The organism is Pseudomonas sp. MWU13-2517 (genome assembly GCF_023242545.1).
Taxonomy (GTDB): Bacteria; Pseudomonadota; Gammaproteobacteria; order Pseudomonadales; family Pseudomonadaceae; genus Aquipseudomonas.
In genome coordinates, this window is the sequence record NZ_JALMFA010000008.1 from 16,368 (window position 1) to 42,277 (window position 25,910).

The 25,910-nt window shown below is 65.1% G+C and carries 2 protein-coding genes; both read right to left on the bottom strand.

Going from position 1 to position 25,910, the window contains the following annotated elements:
• Nucleotides 1-556: 556 nt before the first annotated feature.
• Nucleotides 557-11,890 carry a non-ribosomal peptide synthetase gene (locus M5B97_RS13010; protein WP_248731657.1) on the bottom strand — a complete coding sequence of 3,778 codons (11,334 nt, stop codon included), beginning with the start codon at nucleotides 11,888-11,890 and terminating at the stop codon, nucleotides 557-559.
• The gene (locus tag M5B97_RS13015) at nucleotides 11,887-24,798 is read right to left on the bottom strand and encodes a non-ribosomal peptide synthetase (protein WP_248731658.1); all 12,912 of its coding nucleotides are present in this window, start codon (nucleotides 24,796-24,798) and stop codon (nucleotides 11,887-11,889) included. The genes M5B97_RS13010 and M5B97_RS13015 overlap by 4 nt, the downstream gene beginning before the upstream one ends.
• Nucleotides 24,799-25,910 lie beyond the last annotated feature (1,112 nt).

The following is a 25,910-nucleotide window of genomic DNA, read 5'->3' on the forward strand; positions in this document are numbered from 1 at the left end:
TAAAGAAGTGATGAATTCCGTTCTAAAGCGAGCACGGTTCACTGTGAAAACGGGCTTGCTGTGACAAGGAGCTTGCTGTGGCCAGAGAGCTCGCTGTAGCCAGGCAGCATGCTGTGGCGAGGGAGCTTGCTCCCGCTGACTGCGCAGCAGTCTCCGGCTTTATGAGGGGCGCTTCGCACCCCAGCGCAAGCAAGCTTGCTCGCCACAGGAGGCCCGCCCCGCTTGCTGTAGCCAGGGCGCTTGCTGTGGCGAGGGAGCTTGCTCCCGCTGACTGCGCAGCAGTCTCCGGCTTTATGGGGGGCGCTTCGCACCCCAGCGCAAGCAAGCTTGCTCGCCACAGGAGACCCGCCCCGCTTGCTGTAGCCAGGGAGCATGCTGTGGCGAGGGAGCTTGCTCCCGCTGACTGCGCAGCAGTCTCCGGCTTTATGGGGGGCGCTTCGCACCCCAGCGCAAGCAAGCTTGCTCGCCACAGGAGGCCCGCTCCCCCATTTGCATCCCCCTGCATCAGGGAGATAGCCATCACCGCCCCTCTCACCTTTGGATCGATGTACAGCCATCAAGACACCACCTCCCCAATCACCAAGCGCTCAAGCCACCACTGCGCCAACCCGTGGACATTCGGCGCTTTGAGCAAGGTGAAATGATTTCCCTCGCCATACCACACCTCCAGCCCCGCGCCCTGGCGTCGCCAGCCTTCAATCATCAACCCCTGCTCGCGCTGATTACCCGCCGTGTCCAGGGTCGGGTCCTGCGCCAACACCAACCGCACCACTGCGCGGTACCGCTGCAACGGGCGATACACCGTGCGCAACGCCGCCGCATAGGTACGCGAAGGCCCGTTCATCGCATCCACCGCCGCGCGCGCAGGCAGCAAACCAACGCGTACCATCCCCGCATGCAAACATTGCCGCTGGGCCACCTCATCCAACCCGGCAAACGCCAGCGGATCGATCCCCAGTGACTTCCCGGCCGACAACTGCATCGCCTCGATCAACCGCAGCAGCGCCGCCGTCGATGTATACGGCCGCCCCACCACGCCGTTGCCACCGGGCGACTCACTGTCGATCACCGTCAACGACGCCACTTCACGCCCCGCCGCCTGTAAGCGCAGCGCCATCTCCAGCGCAACCCAGCCGCCAAACGAATGACCTACCAGGTGCACCGGTCCCAGCGGGCACTCGTGTTCCAGCGCGGCCAGGTAACACTGCGCCGCCGCTTCAACTTGGCTGTGGGGCACCGCTTCGCCGTCCAGGCCACGGGGCTGCAAGCCATACAGCGGCCAGTCACGCCCAAGCGCTTCACCCAGGCCGACGAACCCGGTGACGCTGTCACCTGCCCCCGGCACGCAAAAGATCGGGGCGTGCCCTGCACGGCCGCTTTGAATGCGCAGCAGCGGTTGATGCGAGGCCTGCGTGACCGGCGTACAGGTCGCCAATGCCTCGCCCAGCGCGCGTCCCAACGCCTGGATATGCGGCGACTGCATCATGCTCTGGTGATCCCCCGGCACCTCCACCCGGCGCAGTTGCCCAGGCGCCAGAGCGTCGCTCCAACCCAGGGAATCACTGCGTCGCGCCAGCTCGGTGGGCCGCTCTTGCGCGCTGAACAGATGCACCGCCACCGGCAGCGGGAACAGGCTGTAATGCGCCAGCGCATGCCCGTGTCCCACTTCCCGCTCGATAAAACTCAGCAGGTCCGCGTCCGTCGCCGCCGCCATTTGCGCGTATAGCAGACCTTGATCGCGACAGCGTTGCAGCAGGCCCGCAAAGTCCAACTGTCCAATGCCTGCCTCCAATTGCTCAAGACTCGCCAGCTCATTTACACCTCCCTGTGCTTTCCAATACGCGCTGCACTGCAACAGCAAGTGGCGCTTGAGTGCATCCGCGCCGCTCCAGCGCGCCTTGCCTTGGTCGGTCATGCGCGGCACGTAGCTGTCGATCAACCCGAGGAACGCCACCGGCTCGTCCAGCCCCAACAACTGCATGGCGACTTCATAGGCCAGCACACCGCCAAACGACCATCCGGCAAGCCGGTACGGGCCATGGGGCTGGAGCTCGCGAATCAAGCCGACCAGGCGCGCCGCCAGCCCTTCCATGGTGTTCAGGTGCAGCTCGCCAAGGGGCACGCCCGGCAGGCCATAGATGGGGTAATCACCCGGCAGATGCTGGCCCAGCGCCGGGAAGTACACGTCCATGCCACTGAACTCGTGCACCAGGAACAGCGGCGGCTGCGAACCGTCGCTGCGCACCGTGACCACCGACGTCTCACGCACCGGCTCATCGCCACGCTGGCGCAGCATCGCTGCCACCGACGCCACGCTGGCATGCTGGAACAGTTCGGCCAACGACACCGGCACACCCGCCTCTTCCATCAGGTTGACCAGACGGATCGCCAATAACGAATGCCCGCCCAACTCAAAGAAGCTGTCATGGCGCCCTACCTGCGCAAGCTTCAGCACGTCGGCCCAGAGTTGCGCCAAGGTGTGCTCCAGGTCATCCACCGGGGCTTCAAACTCGCGCTGGCCGCGCGCCTCCATGTCAGGCACGGGCAAGGCTTTGCGGTCGACCTTGCCGTTGGCGGTCAACGGCAACTGCGCCAAGGGTATGTACGCCGACGGCACCATGTACTCCGGCAACTGGCCTTGCAGATAGGCACGCACGGCGTCGACGTTGACCGGCTCGCCGGCCCAGGTGAAATACGCGACCAGACGCTTGTCGCCCGGCACGTCTTCACGGGCCAACACCACCGCCTCCCGCAGACTCTCGAACGCGCCCAGGCGCGCTTCGATCTCACCAAGCTCAATGCGGAAGCCGCGGATCTTCACCTGATCATCGTTGCGCCCGATGCACTCCAGCAGGCCGTCCGCGGTCCAGCGCCCAAGGTCGCCGGTGCGGTACATCAGGCTGCCGGGGTTGCACGGGTCATCCACAAACTTCTCGGCGGTCAGCTCCGGTCGGTTCAAATACCCGTTGGCCACGCCGTCGCCACCGATGCAGATCTCGCCGCTCACGCCCACTGGCACCGGCTGCAATTGCGCATCCAGCACATAGATCCGGGTATTCGAAATCGGCCCGCCGATAGGCACGCTGTCGGCGCTTTCAGCCAGCGTACGCACTTCATACGTAGTGGCGTAGGTGGTGGTTTCGGTCGGCCCATAGCAATGCACCAGGCGCACAGCCGGTGCGCGTGCCAGCAACGTGCGGAAGGCGGCCGGGTCGGCCCGCTCGCCGCCGCACAACAGGATGCGCAGGCCGGCCAGGGCGTGCGGAATCATCTGCACGTACTGGTTGAACAGCGCCGTGGTCACGAACAGCACCGTGACGCCTTCCAGGGCGGCGCCGAACGCGGCCGGGTCGAGTAAGGTGGCGTGGTCGATCACCTGCACCTGGCCGCCGTTGAGCAACGCTCCCCATACGTCCATGGTGCTGGCGTCGAATGCCGGGTTGGAGGCGAAGGCTATGCGGTCGCCGGCATTGAAGTCGGCGTAGCCGTTGTTGAGCACCAGCCGGGTGATCCCGCGATGAGGCACCAACACGCCTTTGGGCGTGCCGGTAGAGCCGGAGGTGTACATGATGTACGCCACGCTGTCCGAAGCCTGCGACAGGTCCGGGTTATGGCTCGGTTGCGGGTCGAGGACCAGGGTGTCCAAGTCCAGCCGCTGCGCCGAATGCTCAAAGCCCGTGTCGCTGCGGGTCAACAGCCAGGCCGCGCGACTGTCTTGCAGCATGAAACCCTGGCGCTCGGCCGGGGCGTTGATGTCCAGCGGCACATAGGCGGCTGCGCATTTGAGGATCGCCAGTTGGCTGACCAGCAGATCCATCGAACGCGGCAACAGGATCGCCACAGGGTCACCCGGTTGTACGCCCAGGCCTATCAGGTGATGGGCCAGGCGATTGGCGCGGGTGTTCAAGTCTGCGTAGCTCAGGCGTTGCTCGCCGTGCAGTACCGCCACCGCGTCAGGTCGCGCCTGGGCCTGGGCTTCGAACAGGCGCTGCACCGTGTGTTCACGGGGGAACGTGCGAGTGGTCGCATTGAAACCCAGCAATTGCTGATGCTCGAGCGCGGGCAGTATCGGCAGGCGCCCGATCGCGATATCGCTGCCCTGCTCCAACGCCTGCACCATGTGCTCAAGGGCCACGTTCAGGTAGTCACACAGGCGACGGGCGCCCTGCCCCATGGCCTTGAGGCTGAAACCGTCGCCCAGGTCATCCACGCTCAGCGACAGCCCGTAGTTGGTCTGCTCCTGCGCCTTGAGCAATTGAATACCTTGCCACGCCTCGGCGACGCCACCGGCTTGCGGCGCGCTGTGGCGGTAGTTGAACAGCACGCTGAACAACGGCGTACCCGCCGGCACACCGCTGCAACGTTGGGCCAAGGCCAGGGGTGCGTGTTCATGGCTGAGCAGTTGGGTCAGACGTGCGTGGGTGGCGCGCAGTGCATCACGCACCGAGTGTTCACCGAGGTCGACCCGCAGCGGCAAGGTATTGATAAACACCCCCATGGCCCGCTCGGCCCCTTCGCCACCTTGCAGACGGCCGAGCATTACCGTGCCGAACACCACGTGCTCACGGCCCGACACCTTGCCCAACACATGCGCCCAGGCCAGGTGCATCAGGCTGGCCGCGCTGACACCCGAAAGCCGTGCCTGGGTGCGCAGGCGCTGGCTCAATAGCGGCGCCAACGCCAGGTGCACCTGCTCATCGGCGCCCAGTGGCTCGACTTCAGTCGGCTCATCGATTTCACCGAGCATTTCGCGGAAAAACCCTTCGTGATCCTCCACGCCCAGTCGGGTCTGGGCCACGTAGTTGCGATACGGCACGGCCGCCCCCAGGGTGTCCTGAGTGCCCAGCAGAAATGCCTGCAGGTCGTGTTGCAGGATTTCCAGGGCGACGTGGTCCATCACCAAGTGGTGGAACAGCAGCGTGGCGACCACCCCTTGCGACGCCTCGCTGCAAACCAGGCGCATCAGCGGTGCCTGGCCCAGGTCGAGACGTTGCGGCAACGCTCCGGTTTCAACACTCAACGAGGCCGTGCGCCACACCACTTGCACCGGCTCGTCCAAGCCATCCCAGTGAAACGACGAGCGCAGCACGTCATGCCGCTGGATCACCGCCTGCAACGCGTTGACGAAGGCGTCCAGGCGCACTTGGCTGTCAAAGCCAAACTGCGCCTGCAACACATAGGCGTCAGCGCCTTGCGTTGCACGATGGTGATAGAGCATTCCGGCCTGCAACGGCGCCAGGGCGTAGATGTCCTGCACATTTGTCGCACCGCCCGGGATGCAGGCGACGATACGGTCGATAGCCGACTGATCGAGCTGGATCAACGGCAGCATGTCCGGTGTGATATGGCTGCACTGCGCGCCGATCCCATTGGGCGGCACCACCACCTCGCGCCCGCCGCCCAACGCCGCCGCCAGCCCCGACAGCGTCGGTTGGCCGAACAGCACTTTCACATCCGCCGACAACCCCAGGCGCCGCATGCGCCCCATCAGGCTGACCGCCAGCAACGAGTGCCCGCCCAGCTCGAAGAAGTTGTCGTGACGGCCTACGCGCTCCACGTTGAGCAGCTCGGCCCACAGGCTGGCCAGGCTGATTTCAGTGTCGCCCTGGGGCGCTTCGTATTCGCGCACCACCACCGAATCCAGGCCCGGTGCCGGCAGCGCCTTGCGGTCGAGCTTGCCGTTGGGGCTCAGGGGCAACGCCTCCAGATGCACGAAGATGGCCGGCACCATGAATTCCGGCAGGTGCTGCAGCAGATGGGCACGCAGCTGTTCGATATCGGCCTGCGCACCGGTGTAGTAAGCGATCAGCCGGTCTTCGCGGGCCACCACCGCCGCTTCGTTGACCTGTGCATGCTCCAGCAGCCGCGCCTGGATTTCCCCCAGTTCGATGCGCAGGCCACGGATCTTCACTTGGTCGTCATTGCGCCCCAGGTATTCGAGGGTGCCGTCGGGCAAGTAGCGGCCCACGTCCCCGGTGCGATACAGACGGCCGGGGGTAAACGGGTCGTCGAGGAAGCGCTCGGCAGTCAGCTCCGGGCGGTTCAGATACCCCCGTGCCACTTGCACGCCGCCGATAAACAGTTCGCCCACCACGCCCAGCGGCACCGGCTGCAATTGCTCATCCAGCACGTACATGCGGGTATTGGCAATCGGCTTGCCGATCGGCGTGTTGTCCGGCGTCACCGGCCCGGCGCAATTCCATGCCGTCACATCCACCGCCGCCTCAGTCGGACCATACAGGTTGTGCAACTGGCTGCCCGGCAGTTGCTGCTTGAAGCGTCGGACCAGGCTGCCGGGCAAGGCTTCGCCGCTGCACATCACGCGCACCAGCCCGCGGGCCTGGCTCACATCGCCGTGGGCGAGGAACACGTCGAGCATCGACGGTACAAAGTGCAAGGTGGTGATGCGCTCCGCTTCGATCACTTCACACAGGTAGGCCGGGTCTTTGTGCCCGCCCGGGCGCGCCATCACCAGGCGTGCACCGGTAAACAGCGGCCAGAAGAACTCCCACACCGACACGTCGAAACTGAACGGGGTTTTCTGCAGCACCGTGTCATCGGCGTTCAGGCCATATTCGTCCTGCATCCACAGCAGGCGGTTGACCACCGCCGGATGCTCGTTGATCACGCCCTTGGGCTGGCCGGTGGAACCGGAGGTGTAGATCACATACGCGGTCTGGCTTGCCACCTGCGGGTTTTCGGCAGGCAGGTGCTGCCAGGTCGGACGGTCCAGGTCGATCACCGGCACCCCGCCCAGCAACGTATGCGTCGTGCCCTGGGCCAGCACCACCAGCGGTGCGCTGTCCTTGAGCATGTAGGCGATGCGCTCCAGCGGGTACGCCGGGTCCAACGGCACATAACCGGCACCGGCCTTGAGGATCGCGTACAGGCCGATCACCATTTCCAGGCCGCGCTCCACACAGATCGCGACCCGCGAGCCCGGTTGTACCCCCAACGCCAGCAGGTGATGGGCCAACTGGTTGGCCTGGGCGTTGAGTTCGGCGTAGGTCAATTGCCGGTCACCGGCCTTGACCGCCACCGCGTGCGGTGAACGCTCGACCTGAGCCTCGAACATCCCATGCAGGGTCTGGTCGAGGTTGTAGTCGACCTGCGTCGCGTTGAAGTCGAACAGCAGGTGCTGGCGCTCGCGCTCATCCACCAGCGGTGCATGTTCCAGCACGGCCTGGTCGTTATCGACCATGGCCTGCAAGACTCGGGTGAAATAGCCGACATAGCGCTGAATCGTCGATTCATCGAACAACGCCACCGCGTATTCCAGCGATCCGATGAGAGTGCCCTGCACTTCTCCCAGGTCCAGGGACAGGTCGAACTTGGCAAAGTGGCTGTTCTCCACAATGCTCTCCAATGCCAGGTCGCCCAGCGCCAACGCCGGTGCGCTGCTGTCCTGCCAGGTCAGCAGGGTCTGGAACACCGGGCTATGGGCCAGGCTGCGTACCGGCCGGGTAATTTCCACCACCTGCTCGAACGGCAGGTCCTGATGGGCCTGGGCCGCCAGCGTCAGGCGCTTGACCCGCGCCAGCAATGCCTCGGTGCTCAACGCTCCCGAGGTATCGATGCGCACCGCCAGGGTGTTGACGAACAGCCCGATCAGCCCTTCCACCTCGCTGCGCGTGCGATTGGCCACCGGCGTACCGATCACCAGGTCCTGCTGCCCGGATAACCGTGACAACAACGACGCCCAGGCCGTCATCAAGGTCATGTACAGCGTGGTGCCATGCCGTTGGCTCAAGGCCTTGAGCCCGGCAGTAAGGCGTTCATCCAGGCGCACGGCAACGCTGCTGCCGGCGTAGTCCTGTTGCGCCGGGCGCGGGCGGTCCGTGGGCAGCGTGAGCAAGGCCGGTGCACCGTCCAGGGCCTGCTGCCAATAGGTGCTCTGGCGCTGCAGCACTTCGCCGCTCAACCACAAGCGCTGCCACACGGCAAAGTCGCCGTACTGAATTGGCAGCGGCGGCAACGGGTCGGGCTGGCCGTGACTGAACGCACGGTACAGCGTCATCAACTCGCGAGTGAGCACGCCCATGGACCAGCCATCGGAAACGATATGGTGCAGGGTCAGTAACAGCACATGGTGTTCGTCGGCCATTACCACCAGGCGCCCGCGCAGCAACGGACCGCGCTCCAGGTCGAACGGCGCCGAGGCTTCGCCATGGATCAAGGCGTCCAGTGCCTGTTGCGGTTGCGGGTGGCGGCGCAGGTCCTGCACTTGCAGGGGCAATACCTCTTCGGCCGGAACCACCAGCACCTGGGCTTCGTCACCGTGCTGGGCGAAACGGCTGCGCAGGGTTTCATGCCGCGCGACGATGCGGGCCAGCGCCCGTTGCAACGCCTCCACATGCAACTGCCCGCGCAGGCGCAGGCCAATGGGGATGTTGTAGGCGGTGTTGGCGCCTTCCATCAGCGCCAGGAACCACAGGCGCTGCTGGGCGAAAGACAGCGGAATGTCTTCATCGCGGTTGGCCGGGAGGATATCCGGCAAGGTGCTGCGCCCCGCCTGGGCCAGTACTTCGCCGACGGCGGCAAGCTCGGCGTTGGCAAACAAATCCCCCAGCAACAGCTCCACGCCCAGGCGCTGGCGTACTTGGGAGACCATGCGCATAGCCAACAACGAATGCCCGCCCAGTTCGAAGAAATGGTCACGCCGCCCGACGCGCTCAACCTGCAGCACCTCGGCCCAGATCTGCGCCAGTTGGGTTTCAATTTCGCCGTGGGGCGCCTCGTATTCGCGGGTAAATACCGCCGCCATGTCCGGTGCCGGCAGGGCCTTGCGGTCGAGCTTGCCGTTGGCGGTCAACGGCAGCGCGTCCAGTTTCACGAAGGCAACCGGCACCATGTAGTCCGGCAGGTGAGCCACCAGATGCGCTCGGATGACGCCCACCGTCAGCGGGTCCAACTGTGGACGCTCGGTGAAGTAGGCCACCAGGCGCTCGTCACGAACCAACACAACGGCCTCAAGAACGCCCGGCAGTTGGTTGAGCTGGGTTTCGATCTCGCCCAACTCGATGCGCATGCCGCGGATTTTCACCTGGTCGTCGTTACGCCCCAGGTACTCGAGATTGCCGTCCGGCAGCCAACGCACCAGGTCGCCGGTGCGGTACATGCGCCCACGGTTGAAGGGGTCTTGCAGGAAGCGTTCGGCGGTCAGTTCCGGGCGGTTGAGGTAACCGCGCGCCACGCCCTTGCCGCCCACATACAACTCGCCCGCCACACCCAGGGGCACCGGGCGTTGCTGCTCATCCAGCACGTACACCGTGGCGTTGGCGATGGGTTTGCCGATATGCAGCGGCTGCCCCGCCTCGACCTTGCCGGAGGTGGCAACCACCGTGGCTTCGGTAGGACCATAGTTGTTGATCAAGGCAAAGCGCTGGGCCCGCGCAAACTGGCGCAGGCGATCCCCTCCGATCAGCAAGGTGCGCAGCGTCGGGTGTTCGATCTGCTGGCTGAAGGCGTACTCGGCCACCGGTGTCGGCAGGAAGCACACGTCCAACGGTTGTGCGCACCACCACGCCAACAACGCGTCGATGTCTTCGCTGCCGTCATGGGCGGGCGCCAGGTGCAGGGTCGCGCCCACACACAGCGCCGGCCACACTTCCCAGGCCATCGCGTCAAAGCCGAACCCCGCCACGCTGGCCGTGTGGCGCCCGGCACACAGGTCGAAGGCGCGGCAATGCCAGTCCACCAGGTTGGTCACGGTGTGGTGTTCCACCATCACGCCCTTGGGCAGCCCGGTGGAACCGGAGGTGTAGATCACGTAGGCCAGGTTCGACGGGGTGACGGCGGTGTTGGGATTACTCGCCGAATGGTGCTGCCAGGTGTAGCGATCCAGGTTGATCACCGGTACGTCCAGCGTCGGCAGTCGGTCGAGCAAAGCGTGCTGGGTCAGTACCGCCACCGGCGCGCTGTCGCTCAGCAGGTAGTTCAAGCGCTCGGCCGGGTGGGAGGGGTCCACCGGCACATAGCAGGCACCCGCCTTGAGGATCGCCAGCAACCCGGCCAGGGTGTCCAGGCCACGGCGGGCGACGATGGCCACGCGGTCGTCAGGCTTTACGCCCAGGGCCAACAAGTGATGGGCGAGCAGGTTGGCTTGCTGATTCAGCTCGGCATAGGTGCGTTGCCGACCCTGGTGCACGGCTGCCACAGCGTCGGGCGTGAGCACGGCCTGGGCTTCGATACGAGCGTGCAGCGTGGTGCCTTGGGGGAAGTCGGCCTGGGTCGTGTTGAACTGTTCGAGCAGCAGCTGTCGTTCGGCTGCCGGCACTACCGTGATTTGATCGAGCGCAGTGTGTGGCGCTTGTTCCAGCGCCGTCACCAGGTTTTCCAGCGCGGTTTGCAGATAGGCGCAGACGCGATGCGGGTCCATCAGGTTGCTGGCCAGCAGGCTCAAGCCAAAACGGTCGCCGAGGTCATCCACGCTCAAGGTCAATGGGTAGTTGGTGCGCTCCTCGGCACTGAGCGCGGCGATGCCTGACCACGCCGATAGCGCCTGCGCACTCGCTGCCGGCGCACTGTGACGATAATTGAGCAAGGCACTGAACAATGGCGTCGGCGCCGCTACCCCACTGCAGCGCTGCGCCAGCGCGAGCGCCGCATGCTCATGACGCAGCAGCGTGGTCAACCGCGCATGGGTAGCCTTGACCCCTTCACGCACGTCCTGGCCGTTCAGGTCCACGCGAAACGGCAAGGTGTTGATGAAGATACCGAGCGCGCGATCGGTGTCATGGCTGCCTTGCATGCGGCCCATCAAGACCGTGCCGAACACCACCTGCCGCTTGCCGGCGAGCACGCCCAGCACCTGCGCCCAGCCCATATGAAACAGGCTGGCGGCACTTACCGCCAATTGCCGGGCCTGGGCACGCAAGCGCTGGCCCAGCTCCGGCGCCAGCGGCAGGCTGACTTCGGTAATTGCGCGGGCATCACCCTGCACATCCTGCAAGCCGAACGGCAAGGTCGGCTCGCTGATATCGCCGAGCATCTGGCGGAAGAAACTTTCGTGCTCCTGCTCGCTGATCCCCAGTCGCGCCTGGGCTACATAGTTGCGAAACGGCACCGCCTGGCCGAGCGCTCCGCCCTGCCCCAACAGGCATGCCTGCATTTCATGGCACACCACTTCGAGGGCGCTGTGGTCGAGGGCCATATGGTGGAACAGCAAGGTGGCGACAATGCGCGCGTTCACCGCGTCATGGGCACGCACCAGGCGCAGCAGCGGCGCCCGGGTTACGTCGAGGCGATAGTGGCGGGCGTCGAACAGGTCGTGCAGCTGCGCCGCGATGTCGCCGTCGGCAGGGTCCAGCTCAAGGGCCTGCACCGGCAGGCGCGCCTGGCGCCAGACGACTTGCGACGGTTCCCGCAACCCCTCCCAGACCACGCCGGTGCGCAGGATGTCGTGACGGTCCATGACCACCTGCAAAGCTTGGGCAAACGCGTCAAACCGTTCAAGGCTGTCGAAGGCGAACTGCGACTGCATCACGTAGGGGTCGCCCTGCTCGGCGCTGACGTGATGGAACAGAATGCCCTCCTGCAACGGCGCCAACGGGTAGATGTCCCGGATGTTCGCGACGCCGCCGTCGACTGTAGCGACGAGGCAGTCGATCTCCTCCTGGCTCAGGGTCGACAGGGTCAACATCGCCGGTGTGATGCACTCGGCGCCTAGCGGGATGCCATTGGCCGGTACCGAGCGTTCACCGGCCTTGGTCGCCGAGTATTCGCCGCTTTTGATCAACTCGATCAGCGCCGGTTTGTGTTCGCGCAGCGCGCCCAGAAGCGCCGGGTCTTCCAGGGCTTGTTTATTACCTTGTACCGACAACTGCTCACCCTTGAGCGCCAATTGGACACCCTTGGTTTGCAGCGTCGCCAGCAGTTCTAGAATGCTCACAGGACGATCTCCATTTGTTCGATTACAGCGGCGTAGCCGGCCAGGGTCGGCTGTTCGAACAGCGCCCGTACGTCGGCTTCCATGCCTTCCTGGCGCAAGCGCCCGATCAAGCTCACGGCCAGCAACGAATGCCCGCCCAGTTCAAAGAAATTGTCGTGACGCCCTACCCGTTCCACCCCCAGCAGTTCGACCCAGAGCCGAGCCAGCAGGGTTTCGGTGTCACCTGCAGGCGCCTCGTATTCGCGCACGCTCAACGCCTCCATGCCGGGCAGCGGCAGCGCCTTGCGGTCCAACTTGCCGTTGGGGCTCAGGGGCAGCGCGTCGAGGTGCACGAACAGGGCCGGGACCATAAAGTCCGGCAGGTGCTGCAACAGATGGGCGCGCAGCTGTTCGATGTCGGTCAGCACGCCGGTGTAATAGGCAACCAGCCGATCTTCGCGGGCCACCACCGCCGCTTCGTCGACGTGCGCATGCTCCAGCAGGCGCGCCTGGATTTCGCCCAGCTCGATGCGCAGGCCACGGATCTTCACCTGATCATCGTTACGCCCCAGGTACTCGATATTGCCGTCGGCCAGGTAGCGCCCGATGTCGCCCGTGCGATACAGGCGCCCGTCGGTGAACGGGTCTTTGAGAAAGCGCTCGGCGGACAGTTGCGGACGGTTCAGGTAACCCCGCGCCACTTGCACACCGCCGATGAACAACTCACCGACCACACCCAGGGGCACCGGCTGCAACTGCGCATCCAGTACATACATACGGGTGTTGGCGATGGGTTTGCCGATCGGCGTGTTGTCCGGCACCTCGGGGCGTGCGCAATTCCATGCGGTCACGTCCACCGCCGCTTCGGTCGGGCCATACAGGTTGTAGAGGCCGATCCCCGGCAACTGCTGCTTGAAACGCCGCACCAGGCTGCCCGGCAGGGCTTCGCCGCTGCACATCACACGCACCAGCCCGGCGGCTTGGCCAACATCGCCATGGGCCAGGAATACGTCCAGCATCGACGGTACAAAGTGCAACGTAGTGATGTGTTCCGCCTCGATCACTTCGCACAAGTACGCCGGGTCTTTGTGCCCGCCTGGGCGCGCCATCACCAGACGTGCGCCGGTAAACAGCGGCCAGAAGAATTCCCACACCGACACGTCGAAGCTGAACGGGGTTTTCTGCAGGACCGCGTCATGGGCCTTGAGGCCGTAGGCGTCCTGCATCCACAGCAAGCGGTTGACCACGCCGATGTGTTCGTTGATCACGCCCTTTGGCTGACCGGTAGAGCCCGAGGTATAGATCACATAAGCCTGGTGCCGGGCGGTCAGGCCCGGCACGTGGGGGTTGGTGACAGGCTGGTGCTGCCAGGTGTCCTGGTCCAGATCCAGCAGCGGCACGTCACCCAGCAACGCGCGGGTGGCAGCCTGCGCCAGCACCACCACCGGCGCGCTGTCCTGCAGCATGTAGGCGATACGCTCCAACGGGTACGCCGGGTCCAGCGGCACGTAACCGCCACCGGCCTTGAGGATGGCAAACAGGCCGACCACCATGTCCAGGCCGCGCTCGAGGCAGATACCGACGCGCGAATCCGGCTGTACCCCCAGCGCCCGCAGGTGATGGGCCAGGCGATTGGCGCGTTGATTGAGTTCGTTGTAGGTCAGCTGTTGCTCACCGGCCTTGACCGCCGGCGCATTCGGCGTCTTCGCAACCTGTGCCTCGAACAGCCCGTGCAGGGTCTGGTCGAGGTTGTAGTCGACGTCGGTCGAGTTGAACGTCACCAGCAGCTTGTGCCGCTCTTCGCCGCTCAAAATCGGTAAACGGTTGAGCGGCTGGTGCGGCGCCTGCTCCAAGGCGTCGACCAAGCCCGCCAAGGCAGTCTGCATATAGCCGCACACGCGCTGCGCGTCGAACTGCGCCAGGGCGGTGACCTCGTAGCCATCGCCGAGGTCATCCACGTTCAGCGTCAGCGGGTAATTGGTGCGCCCGTCGTTGACCAGTGTTTGCATGCCTTCCCACGCCTGCTGCGCCTCGGCGGAACGGGTGGCGGCACCGCGATGACGATAGTTGAGCATCGAGCTGAACAACGGTGCCGGTGCCGCCACCCCGCTGCAACGCTGGGCCAGGGCCAGGGACGCGTGCTCATGCCCGAGCAACGCGGTCAGCCGCGCATGGGTCGCACGCACCGCGGCGCGTGCGCCTTGCGCATCGATATCCAGACGTAGCGGCAAGGTATTGATAAACACCCCGAGTGCCCGGTCGGCGCCCTCGCCGCCTTGCATCCGACCGACCAGCACGGTGCCGAACACCACGCTGTGACGGCCCGACGTGGCGGCCAGCACTTGGCCCCAGGCCAGGTGAAACAGGCTCGCGCCGCTCACGCCAAGCAACCGGGCCTGGGCCCGCAGGCGGCGATTGAGATCGCTGTCCAGGCGCAGGTTGTGTTCCTGGATCTCACTGCCGTCGCCGCGCACATCCTGCAAGCCGAACGGCAAGGTCGGCTCATCGACGTCGCCGAGCATCTCGCGGAAGAAGGCTTCGTGCTCCTGCTCACTGACGCCCAGGCGCGCCTGGGCCACGTAATTGCGGTACGGCATGGGCGCGGCGGTCGGGGCGGCGTGGCCCAGCAAATGACCCTGCATTTCCCGCAGCACCACGTCGAAGGCGGTGTGGTCCAGCGCAATGTGGTGATAAAGCAACGCCACCACCACGCGCTGGTTGGCGGGGTCGTTGGCGAACATCAGACGAATCAGCGGCGCCTGGCGGATATCCAGGCGATAGCGGCGGGCATCGGAGTGTTCGTACAGCCCCGCCAGTACATCGCCGTCCAGCTGCACCTCTTCCAGCGGCAACTCGGCCTGGCGCCACACCACTTGCAGCGGCTGCACCAGTCCCTCCCAGACCACGCCGGTGCGCAGGATATCGTGACGGTCGATCACCCGTTGCAACGCCCGGGCAAAGGCATGCACGCGCTCAATGCGGTCAAAGGCCAGGTGCGATTGCAGCAGGTAGGGGTCGCCTTGTTCGGCGCTGAGGTAGTGATAAAGCATGCCTTCCTGCAACGGCGCCAACGGGTAGATATCCTGCACATTGGCGGCGCCGCCGGGCACCTGGCTGACGACCCGGTCAAGGGTCGCTTGATCGAGGTCGACCAGCGTCAACATGTCCGGGGTGATGTGCATGCAGTCGACGGCAATACGGTTGGGCGGCACCTGCACTTCGCGGCCACTGCCCACGGCGCCGGCCAGTGCGGCCAACGTCGGCTGGCTGAACAACACGCGCACATCGGCGCTCAGGCCGACCTGGCGCATGCGTTCGATCAGGCTGACGGCCAGCAACGAATGCCCGCCCAGTTCAAAGAAGTGGTCATGACGACCGACTCGCTCCACCTGCAACACCTCGGCCCAGATCCGCGCCAGGCTGGTTTCGACATCGCCCTGGGGCGCTTCATAGTCGCGGCTGAGCAAGGCGGCTTGATCGGGCTCAGGCAGGGCCTTGCGGTCCAGCTTGCCGTTGGCGGTCAGCGGCCACGCATCGAGTTTGACGTAGGCGACCGGCACCAGTGCATCGGGTAATTGCGCTTGCAGTTGCTCGCGCAGCGTCTCGATGGCCGGCGGTTGCTGCGCGGTGAACCAAGCCACCAGGCGACCGTCACGGACCAGCACCACCGCTTCGGTAATGCCCTCCAGGGCGGCCAGGCGGCTTTCGATTTCGCCCAGCTCGACGCGTACGCCGCGCACTTTCACCTGGTCATCGTTACGGCCCAGGTATTCGATATTGCCGTCGGGCAACCAGCGCGCAAGGTCGCCGGTGCGGTACATGCGCCCCGGGTTGAACGGGTCTTGCAGGAAGCGCTCGGCGGTCAGGTCCGCACGGTTCAGATAGCCCCGCGCCACACCGCTGCCGCCCACGTACAACTCGCCGGCCACACCGACCGGCACCGGGCGCAGTTGCCCGTCGAGCAGGTAGGCGTGGGCATTGGCGATCGGCCTGCCGATGTGCAGCACCTGCCCGGCGCGCACGCGACCGGAGGTGGCAACCACCGTGGCTTCGGTAGGGCCGTAGTTGTTGATCACCGCAAAGCGCCGCTCCTGAGTGAACTGGCGCAGGCGGTCGCCACCGATCAGCAGGATGCGCAAGGTCGGGTGCTGCAGGTTCTGGCTGAAGGCGTATTCGGCCACGGGGGTGGGCAGGAAGCTCACGTCCAGCGGCAGTGCCAGCCACCAGTCGAGCAGCTCGTCAATGTTTTCATTGCCCACCTGGGCGGGCGGCAGGTGCAGGGTCGCGCCGGCGCACAGGGCCGGCCAGACCTCCCAGGCCATCGCGTCAAAACCGAAACCAGCGACACTGCTGGTGTGGCTGCGCGCATCCAGGCCGAAGGCTTCGCAATGCCAGTGCACCAGGTTTTCCACGGTACGGTGTTCCACCATGACGCCCTTGGGCTGGCCGGTGGAGCCGGAGGTGTAGATCACGTAAGCCAGGTGCGCGGGTGTCAGGGCCGTCAGTTGCGGGTTGCTGACGGCGTGGTGCCGCCAGCTGTCGCAGTGAAGATCCACCGTGGGCAGCGCGCCCAGCAGATCGCGCGTACTGGCCTCGGCCAACACCGCCACCGGGGCGCTGTCCTGCAGCAGGTAGGCGATACGCTCTGCGGGGTATACCGGGTCGATGGGCACATACCCGGCACCGGCCTTGAGAATGCCGAGTAATCCGACCAGCATCTGTGGGCCGCGACGGCAACAGATCGCCACGCGGTCATCCGGTTGCACACCCTGTTGCAGCAAGTGATGAGCCAACTGGTTGGCGCGTTGGTTGAGCTGCTGGTAGGTCAGGGATTCGCCTTCCTGCTGCACGGCAATCGCGTTGGGCTGACGCTCGACCTGGGCTTCAAAGGCGCCATGCACGGTATGCCCGGTGGGGAAATCCGCCGCGGTGATGTTGAACTCGCGCAGCAGGCTTTCGCACTCCGCTGCCGGCAGGATGGGCAGTTGATTGAGCGCGGTGGTGGCGCCACTTTCCAGGGTCGCGACCAGTTGCTCCACGGCGCTGTGCATGTAGCCGCACAAGCGCTGAGCGCCGATCTGCGGCAGCGCCAGTACGCTCAGGCTGAAGCCTGCGCCCAGATCGTCGACGCTCAAGGTCAGCGGGTAGTTGCTGCGCTCTTCACCGCCCAGCAGTTGCACACCTTCCCAGATGCCATGGCCATCGCGGGGCATTTCGTCGGGGGTGCTATGGCGGTAGTTGAGCAGCGCGCTGAACAGCGGCAGGGACGTCGCCACGCCACTGCAACGCTGGGCCAGGGCCAACGAAGCGTGTTCGTGGCCGAGCAACGCACTCAAGCGCGCATGGGTGGCCTTGACCGCAACGGCGGCGCCGGTGGCCACATCGACCCGCAGCGGCAAGGTGTTGATGAACATCCCCAGCGCACGGTCGGCGCCGTCGCCAGCCTGCATGCGGCCCATCAATACGGTGCCGAATACCACGTCGTCGCGCCCGGATACCAGCCCGAGTACCTGCGCCCAGGCCAGGTGCATCAGGCTCGCCGCGCTGACACCCAGCAGGCGCGCCTGTTCACGCACCCGCAACGCCAGTGCGGCGTCCAGAGGTTGCTCGGCCTCCTCGATGTCGCGCCCATCGCCCTGCACGTCCTGCACACCAAAGGGCAAGGTCGGTTCATCGACGTCGGCGAGCATGTCCCGGAAGAACTGTTCATGCTCCGCCACGCTCACGCCCAGGCGTGCCTGGGCCACGTAGTTGCGAAACGGCATGGCTGCGGGCAAGTCATCGGCCTGGTTGAGCAGGCATGCACGCATTTCCTGGCCGACCACTTCCATGGCGGTATGGTCCAGCGCCAAGTGGTGGAACAACAGGATTGCCGCGACTCGGTTGTGAGCCGGGTCCTGGGCGTAGACCATGCGCAGCAACGGTGCCTGGGTGATGTCCAGGCGGTAGTGCCGGGCGTCGAAACGCCCGTGCAGTTGTTCGATGACGCTGCCGTCCGCCGGGTCCAGGGCAACCTCCTGCACCCGCAACTGCGCGTCGCGCCACACCACTTGCACCGGGCTATCCAATCCTTCCCAGACCACCCCCGTGCGCAAGATATCGTGGCGCGCGACCACCTGTTGCAGCGCGCTCATGAAACCCTGCAACCGCTCCACGCTGTCGAACGCCATGCGCGATTGCAACAGATACGGGTCGCCCTGCTCGGCGCTGATGTGGTGATAGAGGATGCCTTCCTGCAGCGGCGCCAGCGGGTAAATGTCCTGCACATTTGCGGCGCCCCCAGGCACGCTGGCGACGATCCGGTCGATAGCGGCCTGGTCGAGTTGCACCAGGCTCAGCATCGACGGCTCGATGCAGGTGCAACGCGGTGGGATGCCATTGGCCGGCACCACCACCTCACGGCCACTGCCGACCGCCGCGGCCAACGCCGCCAGGCTCGGCTGGCTGAACAGCACGCGCACATCGGCGCTCAGGCCGACCTGGCGCATGCGTTCTATCAGGCTGACGGCCAGCAACGAGTGCCCGCCCAGCTCAAAGAAATGGTCATGCCGCCCCACGCGCTCGAGCTTGAGCACGTCCTGCCAGATCTGCGCCAGCAGGGTTTCCACTTCGCCTTCCGGCGCCTCGTAGCCACGGCTGAGCAACGCGCTCTGGTCCGGTACCGGCAGGCCCTTGCGGTCCAGTTTGCCGTTGGCGGTCAGGGGCAACAGTTCCAGCCAGACATAGGCCGAGGGCACCATGTAATCCGGCAACCGGGCTTGCAGGTGCGTGCGCAACGCTTCGATCGGCAACGCGACGTCGGCGGTGTAGTACGCCACCAGGCGTTTGTCGCCAGGCTGGTCCTCGCGGGCCATTACCACGACGTCCTTCACCCCGGCGTACGTGGCCAGGCAGGTCTCGATTTCACCCGGTTCGATACGGAAGCCGCGAATCTTCAGTTGCAGGTCATTACGCCCCTGGTACAGCAACGTACCGTCGGCCCGCCAGCTGGCCAGGTCACCGGTGCGGTACAACAGGCCGTCACCGAAGGGGTTCGGAATGAATTTTTCGGCGGTCAGTTGGGGCTGGTTCAAGTAACCCTTGGCTACACCGGCGCCGCCGATATACAGCTCACCGACCACGCCCAGCGGCAGCGGTTGTTGGCGGGCGTCGAGCACATAGGCCTGAGCATTGGCAATCGGACGGCCGATGGGGATACCGCCCTCGCCCACGCGGGTGATCTCGTGGGTCGTGGAGAACGTGGTGGCCTCGGTCGGCCCGTAGCCGTTGAGCAGGTGCTGAGGCTTGCCATGCTCGAGCACGCGGCCGATCACCAGCGGATCCAGGACATCGCCGCCGACGATCAGGTAACGCAGCTGGCGCAACACCGGCATCAACGCATCGGCGTACTGATGGAACAGCCCGGCGGTCATCCACAACACGCTGACCCGTTGCTCCTGCAACAACGTCGCGAACGCCGCCTGGGACAGCAGCACCGCCTGCTCGACCACCACCACGCAACCACCATTGAGCAGCGGCGCCCATACGTCGAGGGTGCTGGCGTCGAAGGCCGGGTTGGAGGCGAACGCCACGCGGTCGCGCTCGTTGAAATCGGCATAACCGTTATTGAGCACCAGGCGCGAGATGGCGCGGTGCGGCACTTGCACGCCCTTCGGTGCACCGGTGGAGCCGGAGGTGTACATGATGTACGCCACGCTTTCCGAGGTTTGCGCCACCTCTGGATTGCGCGGTGATTGCGCATCCAGGTTCAGGTCGGCCAGGGTATTGAGCACCCGGTGCGCGCCGCTGTCCTGCACCATGAACGCCTGGCGTTCCACCGGGGCATTGATGTCCAGCGGCACATACACCGCCGCACACTTGAGGACCGCCAACTGACACACCACCAGATCGAGGCAGCGCGGCAGGGCAATCGCCACGCTTTCACCCGGCTGCACACCTTGCTGGATCAAGTGATGGGCCAGGCGGTTGGCACGGCGGTTAAGGTCACGGTAGCTCAGCGACAACGGGCCGTGCACGGCCGCCACGGCTTCAGGCCGGGCCAGCACCTGCGCTTCGAACAGTTGGTGCACGGTCAGGTGCGACGGGTATTCGCGGCGGGTCGCGTTGAACGTCTCCAGCAGTTGGTGACGCTCGGCGGGCGGCAGGATCGACACCGCCTGCAACGGCGTGGTCGGCGCTTGCTGCAAGGCGCCGACCAGTTGGCGCAATGCGGTGAGCATGTATTCGCCTACGCGTTGCACATCCAGACTGGCCACGCCTTGCACGGTGAGCGCGAAGCCTGTGCCCACGTCATCGACGTTGAGCACCAGCGGGTAGTTGCTGCGCTCTTCGGAACTGAGGATTTCAATGCCCGAAGCGGCGAACGGGCTGTCCCCCGGCGCTTCACCCGGCGCGCTGTGGCGGTAGTTGAGCAGCGTGCTGAACAAGGGTAATGAGCCCGGCACACCGCTGCAGCGCTGGGCCAGGGACAACGAGGCGTGTTCATGCCCGAGCAATTGCGCGAGCCGCGCATGGGTGGCGCGTACCGCGGCCTGCACCCCGACGGCGCCGAGGCTGACCCGCAGCGGCAAGGTGTTGATGAACATCCCCAGCGCACGGTCGGCGCCCTCGCCGCCCTGCATGCGGCCCAGCAATACGGTACCGAACACCACATCCTGCTGGCCGGAAACCTGGCCCAGTACGTGCGCCCAGGCCAGGTGCACCAGGCTGGCCGTGCTCACGCCCAGTTGCCGCGCCTGTTCGCGCAGGCCCTGGCTGAGCGCCGGTTCCAGGGGCAAATGGGCTTCGATGATACCGCTGCCATCGCCATTCACGTCCTGCAAGCCGAACGCCAGGGTGGGTTCATCGAGGTCGCCGAGCATGTCGCTGAAGAACGCTTCGTGCTGCGCCTGGGTGACGCCAAGGCGCGCCTGGGCCACGTAATTGCGGTATTGCACGGGCTCAGGCAGGTGCGCGTCACTGCCGGACAGGCTGGCACTCATCTCCTGCACCAGCACTTGCAGGGCGGTGTGGTCGAGCAGGATATGGTGCAGCAACAGGATGCCGGCAAACCCGCCGTCCGCCTGGGTGTAGGCAAAGTGCATCAGTGAGGCGCGCGACAAGTCGAGGCGATAGTGGCGCGGGTCGAAGCGCTGCTGCAGATGGGCCAGGGCATCCAGGCCGTTGGATTCAAGGCGCTCGACGGCCAGCGATGCCTGGCGCAGCACCACTTGCACCGGTTCATCCAGCCCTTCCCAGAGAATGCCGGTGCGCAGGATGTCGTTGCGTTCGATCACGCTGTGCAGCGCCTGGATGAACGCGTCCACCGCCGTTTGATCGGTGAAGCGCAACTGCACCTGCAACACGTAGGGGTCGCCCTCGGTGGTTGCCAGGTGGTGGTAGAGGATGCCGGCTTGCAACGGGGCCAGGCCATAGATGTCCTGCACGTTGTGAAGGCCGCCGGGCACGCTGGCGATGATGTGGTCGATTGCCGCCTGGTCCAGGTCCACCAGCGGCAGCATCTGCGGCGTGATGTGGGTGCTGGCGGCCGTGATGAGGTTGGCCGGGACCTGGACCTCGCGTTGCCCGCCCACCGCCGCCGCCAACGCGGCCAAGGTGGGTTGGCCGAACAGCACGCGCACATCGGCACTGAGATCGACCTGGCGCATGCGTTCGATCAACTTGACCGCCAGCAGCGAGTGGCCGCCCAGTTCGAAGAAGTTATCGTCACGGCCCACGCGGTCGAGCTTGAGCAAGTCTTGCCAGAGGCCGGCGATAGTGGTTTCCACCGTACCTTGCGGGGCTTCGTAGCCTCGGCGCACCAGGGCATCGGTATCCGGCGCGGGTAACGCCTTGCGGTCGAGCTTGCCGTTGGTGGTGAGCGGAAATTTATCCAGCCATACGAAGGCGCTGGGCACCATGTAGTCAGCCAGGCTCAGCAGCAAATGGTCGCGCAAGGCGGCGGTGCTGAGTTCGCCTTCGGCAATCACGTAGGCCACGAGACGCTTGTCGCCCGGCTCATCCTCACGGGCAATCACCACCGCGTCACGCACGCCGTCGGCGGTGGCCAGGCGGGCCTGGATTTCGCCCAGTTCGATGCGGAAACCACGGATCTTCACCTGGTCGTCGTTACGCCCCAGGTATTCAACGCTGCCGTCGGCCAGCAGGCGGCCAAGGTCACCGGTCTTGTACATGCGCAGGCCGGTGAACGGGTCGGCAAGGAAGCGTTCGGCGTTCAGCGCCTCCCGGTTCAAGTAGCCGCGCGCAACACCGGCACCGCCCACATACAACTCGCCCACCACGCCAAACGGCAAGGGCTCGCGATACGCATCGAGGACGTACAACTGCAAGTCGGGAATACGCACGCCAATCGGGCTGACGCCCACCAGTTGGGCATCCGCCGCTTGCAGGGCGCGATAGGTCACGTGCACGGTGGTCTCGGTGATGCCGTACATGTTCACCAGTTGCGTACCGGCGTTGATAGCCCGGGCATACCAAGGCTTGAGCATGCCCGGTTCCAGGGCTTCACCGCCAAAAATCACCTGGCGCAGGGAATGCACGGCGGGGCTGCGAGCCTGGGCGGCGATCAACTGCCGGAACGCGCTGGGCGTCTGGTTGAGGATGCTCACGCCTGCCTCGCAGAGCAGCGTGTAGCATTCGTCCGGCGAGCGGCTGACCAACTGAGGCACGATCAGCAACTGCCCGCCGTGCATCAGCGCACCCCAGATTTCCCACACCGAGAAATCGAAGGCGAAGGAATGGAACAGTGCCCACACATCGCTGGCGTTGAAGCCGAACCAGTGTTCGGTGGCCGTAAACAGCCGCGCCACCTGGCGGTGTTCGATCATGACGCCCTTGGGCAGGCCGGTGGAGCCGGAGGTGTAGATGACATAGGCCAGGTTGGCCGGGCTGAGGTGCAGCCGCGGATTGACGATAGATTCCTGGCGCAGGTGGTTGAGGTCGATCTGCGTCAGTTCGCCGACCAGGTGACGGGTGTTGGCCTGCACCAATACGGCCAGGGGCTCGCTGTCCTGCAAGGTGTAGGCGATACGTTCCAGCGGGTAGGCCGGGTCGATCGGCACATAACCGGCGCCGGCCTTGAGGATGCCCAGCAGGCCGATGATCATTTCCAGGCCACGCTCGACGCAGATCGCCACGCGGTCGTCGGGGCGCACGCCTTGGGCCAGCAGGCGGTGGGCAACCTGGTTGGCGCGTTCGTTGAGTTGGCGGTACGTGAGATGCCGGTTGTCGAAATGTAGCGCGACCGCCTCGGGGTGGGCGGCGGCATGGGCTTCGACTTGCTGGTGGATCAGGGCGCTATCGGCGTAGTGCGAGGGGCTTTGGTTGAGGTCGTGCAGCAGGGTCTGGCGTTCGGTGTCGGGCAGGATGTTCAGGCCGCTGAGCGGCATATCCGGTCGCTGCTCCAGGGCGTCGGCCAGGCTTTCCAGGGCCGTATGCAGGTAGCCGGCCACCCGCCGTGCGCCGATGGAGGCCGCTACCATCACGGTCAGTGCAAAGTCTTCGCCCAAGTCATCGACGTTGACCGTCAGCGGGTAGTTGGTGCGTTCCTCGGCACCCAACACCTGGATGCCTTGTGCGACTTCAATCACCGCGGCCATATCAGTGGCGGCACTGTGACGGTAGTTGAGCATCGCACTGAACAACGGCGTCGGTGCGGCTACGCCGCTGCAACGCTGGGCCAGCGCCAGGGAAGCATGTTCATGGTCGAGCAAGCCGGTGAGGCGCTCATGGGTCGCCTTGACCCCGGCGCGTACGCCCTGCTCGCCCACATCCACGCGCAGCGGCAAGGTATTGATGAACATGCCCAAGGCCCGTTCCCCACCTTCGCCCGCGTCCATGCGGCCGAGCATCACCGTGCCGAACACCACCGCGTCGCGGCCGGAGACCACGCCCAGCACACGGGCCAAGGCCAGGTGCAGCATGCTCGCCACACTCACCCCGAGCGGGCGGGCCAAGGCGCGCAGGCGGCGGCTCAGGGCGCTGTCGACGGGTATACGCGCTTCCTCGACGCCCCGGCCATCACCGTGCACATCCTGCAAGCCGAACGGCAACGTCGGCTCATCGATATCCGCCAGCATCTCGCGAAAGAACGCTTCGTGGGCCTGCTCACTGACGCCGTGATGCACCTGGGCGATATAGCTGCGAAACGGCACGGGCTCACCGGCCTGGGCTTGCTCGCCGGCCAGGTACAGCTGGATTTCATGGCGCACCACATCGAGGGCGGTATGGTCGAGGATGGTGTGATGGAACAGCAACATCGCCACCACCCACTGGTTGGCCGGGTCGTCTGTGAACACCAGGCGCAACAGCGGCGCCTGGCCCAGGTCCATGCGGTAAGTGCGCGCGTCGTAACGCGCCTGCAGTTGAGCCAGCGCATCGTCGCCGCTGCAGCGGACTTCTTCGCACACCAGCGGCGCTTTGCGCCACACCACTTGCAGCGGTTCGTCGAGGCGCTCCCAGACCATGGACGTGCGCAGGATGTCGTGGCGCTCGATCACCCATTGCAAGGCTTCGGCGAAGGCGTCCAGGCGTGCGCGGCTGTCGAACACAAACTGCGCGTGCAGCACGTAGGGGTCACCGTGCTCGGCCGAAAGGTGGTGATAGAGCATGCCTTCCTGGAGCGGGGCCAGGGGGTAGATATCCTGCACGTTCGCCGCGCCGCCAGGGATCGCGGCGACGATACGATCGATGGCCTCCTGGTCGAGATTGACCAGCGGCAACATTGACGGCGTGATGCGGTAGGCCGGGCTCAGCCAGTCACCACCGTGCTCGGCCACCAGCGCCAGCAGCCGGGGTTTATGGGCGATCAGTTGATCCCACAGTGCGTCGCTCAGGGCTTCGTCGTCGCCCAGGATAATCAGGTCGCCTTCTTCAGTCTGCAGACGGATCGCATGGGTGGAAATCGCTGCCAATAATTCGCTGAACTGCATGGGGTAACCTGCCTGATAAGTCACGGTTAAGGAGAAAGTCCGTTTTCAGCTGCCGCTTGAATCGGGGATGCTGGGCGCCCTGAAAAAATAGCGGGCGCAGCCGGAGGGCCTGGAGAGGCTTCCGGCAGGTCTGGGAACTTAAGGGGTTTGGCAGGCAGGGCGTGACATGGGAAGCAGGGACAAGGGTGGCCTTGCGCCGCTCCGGTCGTGGCTTAGCGGGGCATGGGGATCGACATGAGCAAAGGGCTCTTGCCCCACCACTCGGCACCTCGTTGTGCCCGTAATCCGACATTGATTTGGGGGGCCGCCTGAGATCAGGATCAAAAGCGGTTCGCTTCGCATCGTGATGTGTGTAGACAACCATGCTGCGCTGCAGCTTTTGCTTTTCTGTGGGAGCTGGGCTTGCCCGCACTACACAGAGTATTTACACAACCTTGGTGTGGCCATGAACCTGTGGCGAGGGAGCTTGCTCCCGTGGCGGCTCGGAAGCCGCCGACTATCCAACTGGCCCTCCGCCAGAGAGTTCGCCCCGATTGTTGGAATGGAATGAGTACATATCCATTGCTGCGGTAACGGCGGCTTAGGGTTCCGCCCTTACGGCGGGTCACTTTTGGAAAAGAGCCCCAAAAGTAACCAAAAAGGCTCTTGCCCCACCACTCGGCACCTCGCTCAGGCTCGGTGTGCCCGTAATCCGACATTGATTTGGGGGGCCGCCGCCACGCGCCATCCATGGCGCGGGGCGGCTAAACCGGCATCCCTGCCGGTTTACCCCCCAAATCAATATCGAATTCCGGCCAGCGTGGTTTAACGGGGCGCCTGAGATCAAGATCAAAAGCGGCTCGCTTCGCATCGTGATGTGTGTAGACAACCATGCCGCGCTGCAGCTGTTGCTTTCCTATGGGAGTCGACTTGCCTGCGCTACACAACTTTGATGTGGCCATGACCCTGTGGCGAGGGAGCTTGCTCCCGTGGCGGCTCGGAAACCGCCGACTATCCAACTGGCCCTCCGCGAGGGGGCTCGCCTCCGTTGGGCCCTCCCTGGCCCAGGACGGCTAACCCGGCGTCCTGCCGGGTTACCACGGTTTCAAGCCTGCGTTCGGCCAGCGTGGTTT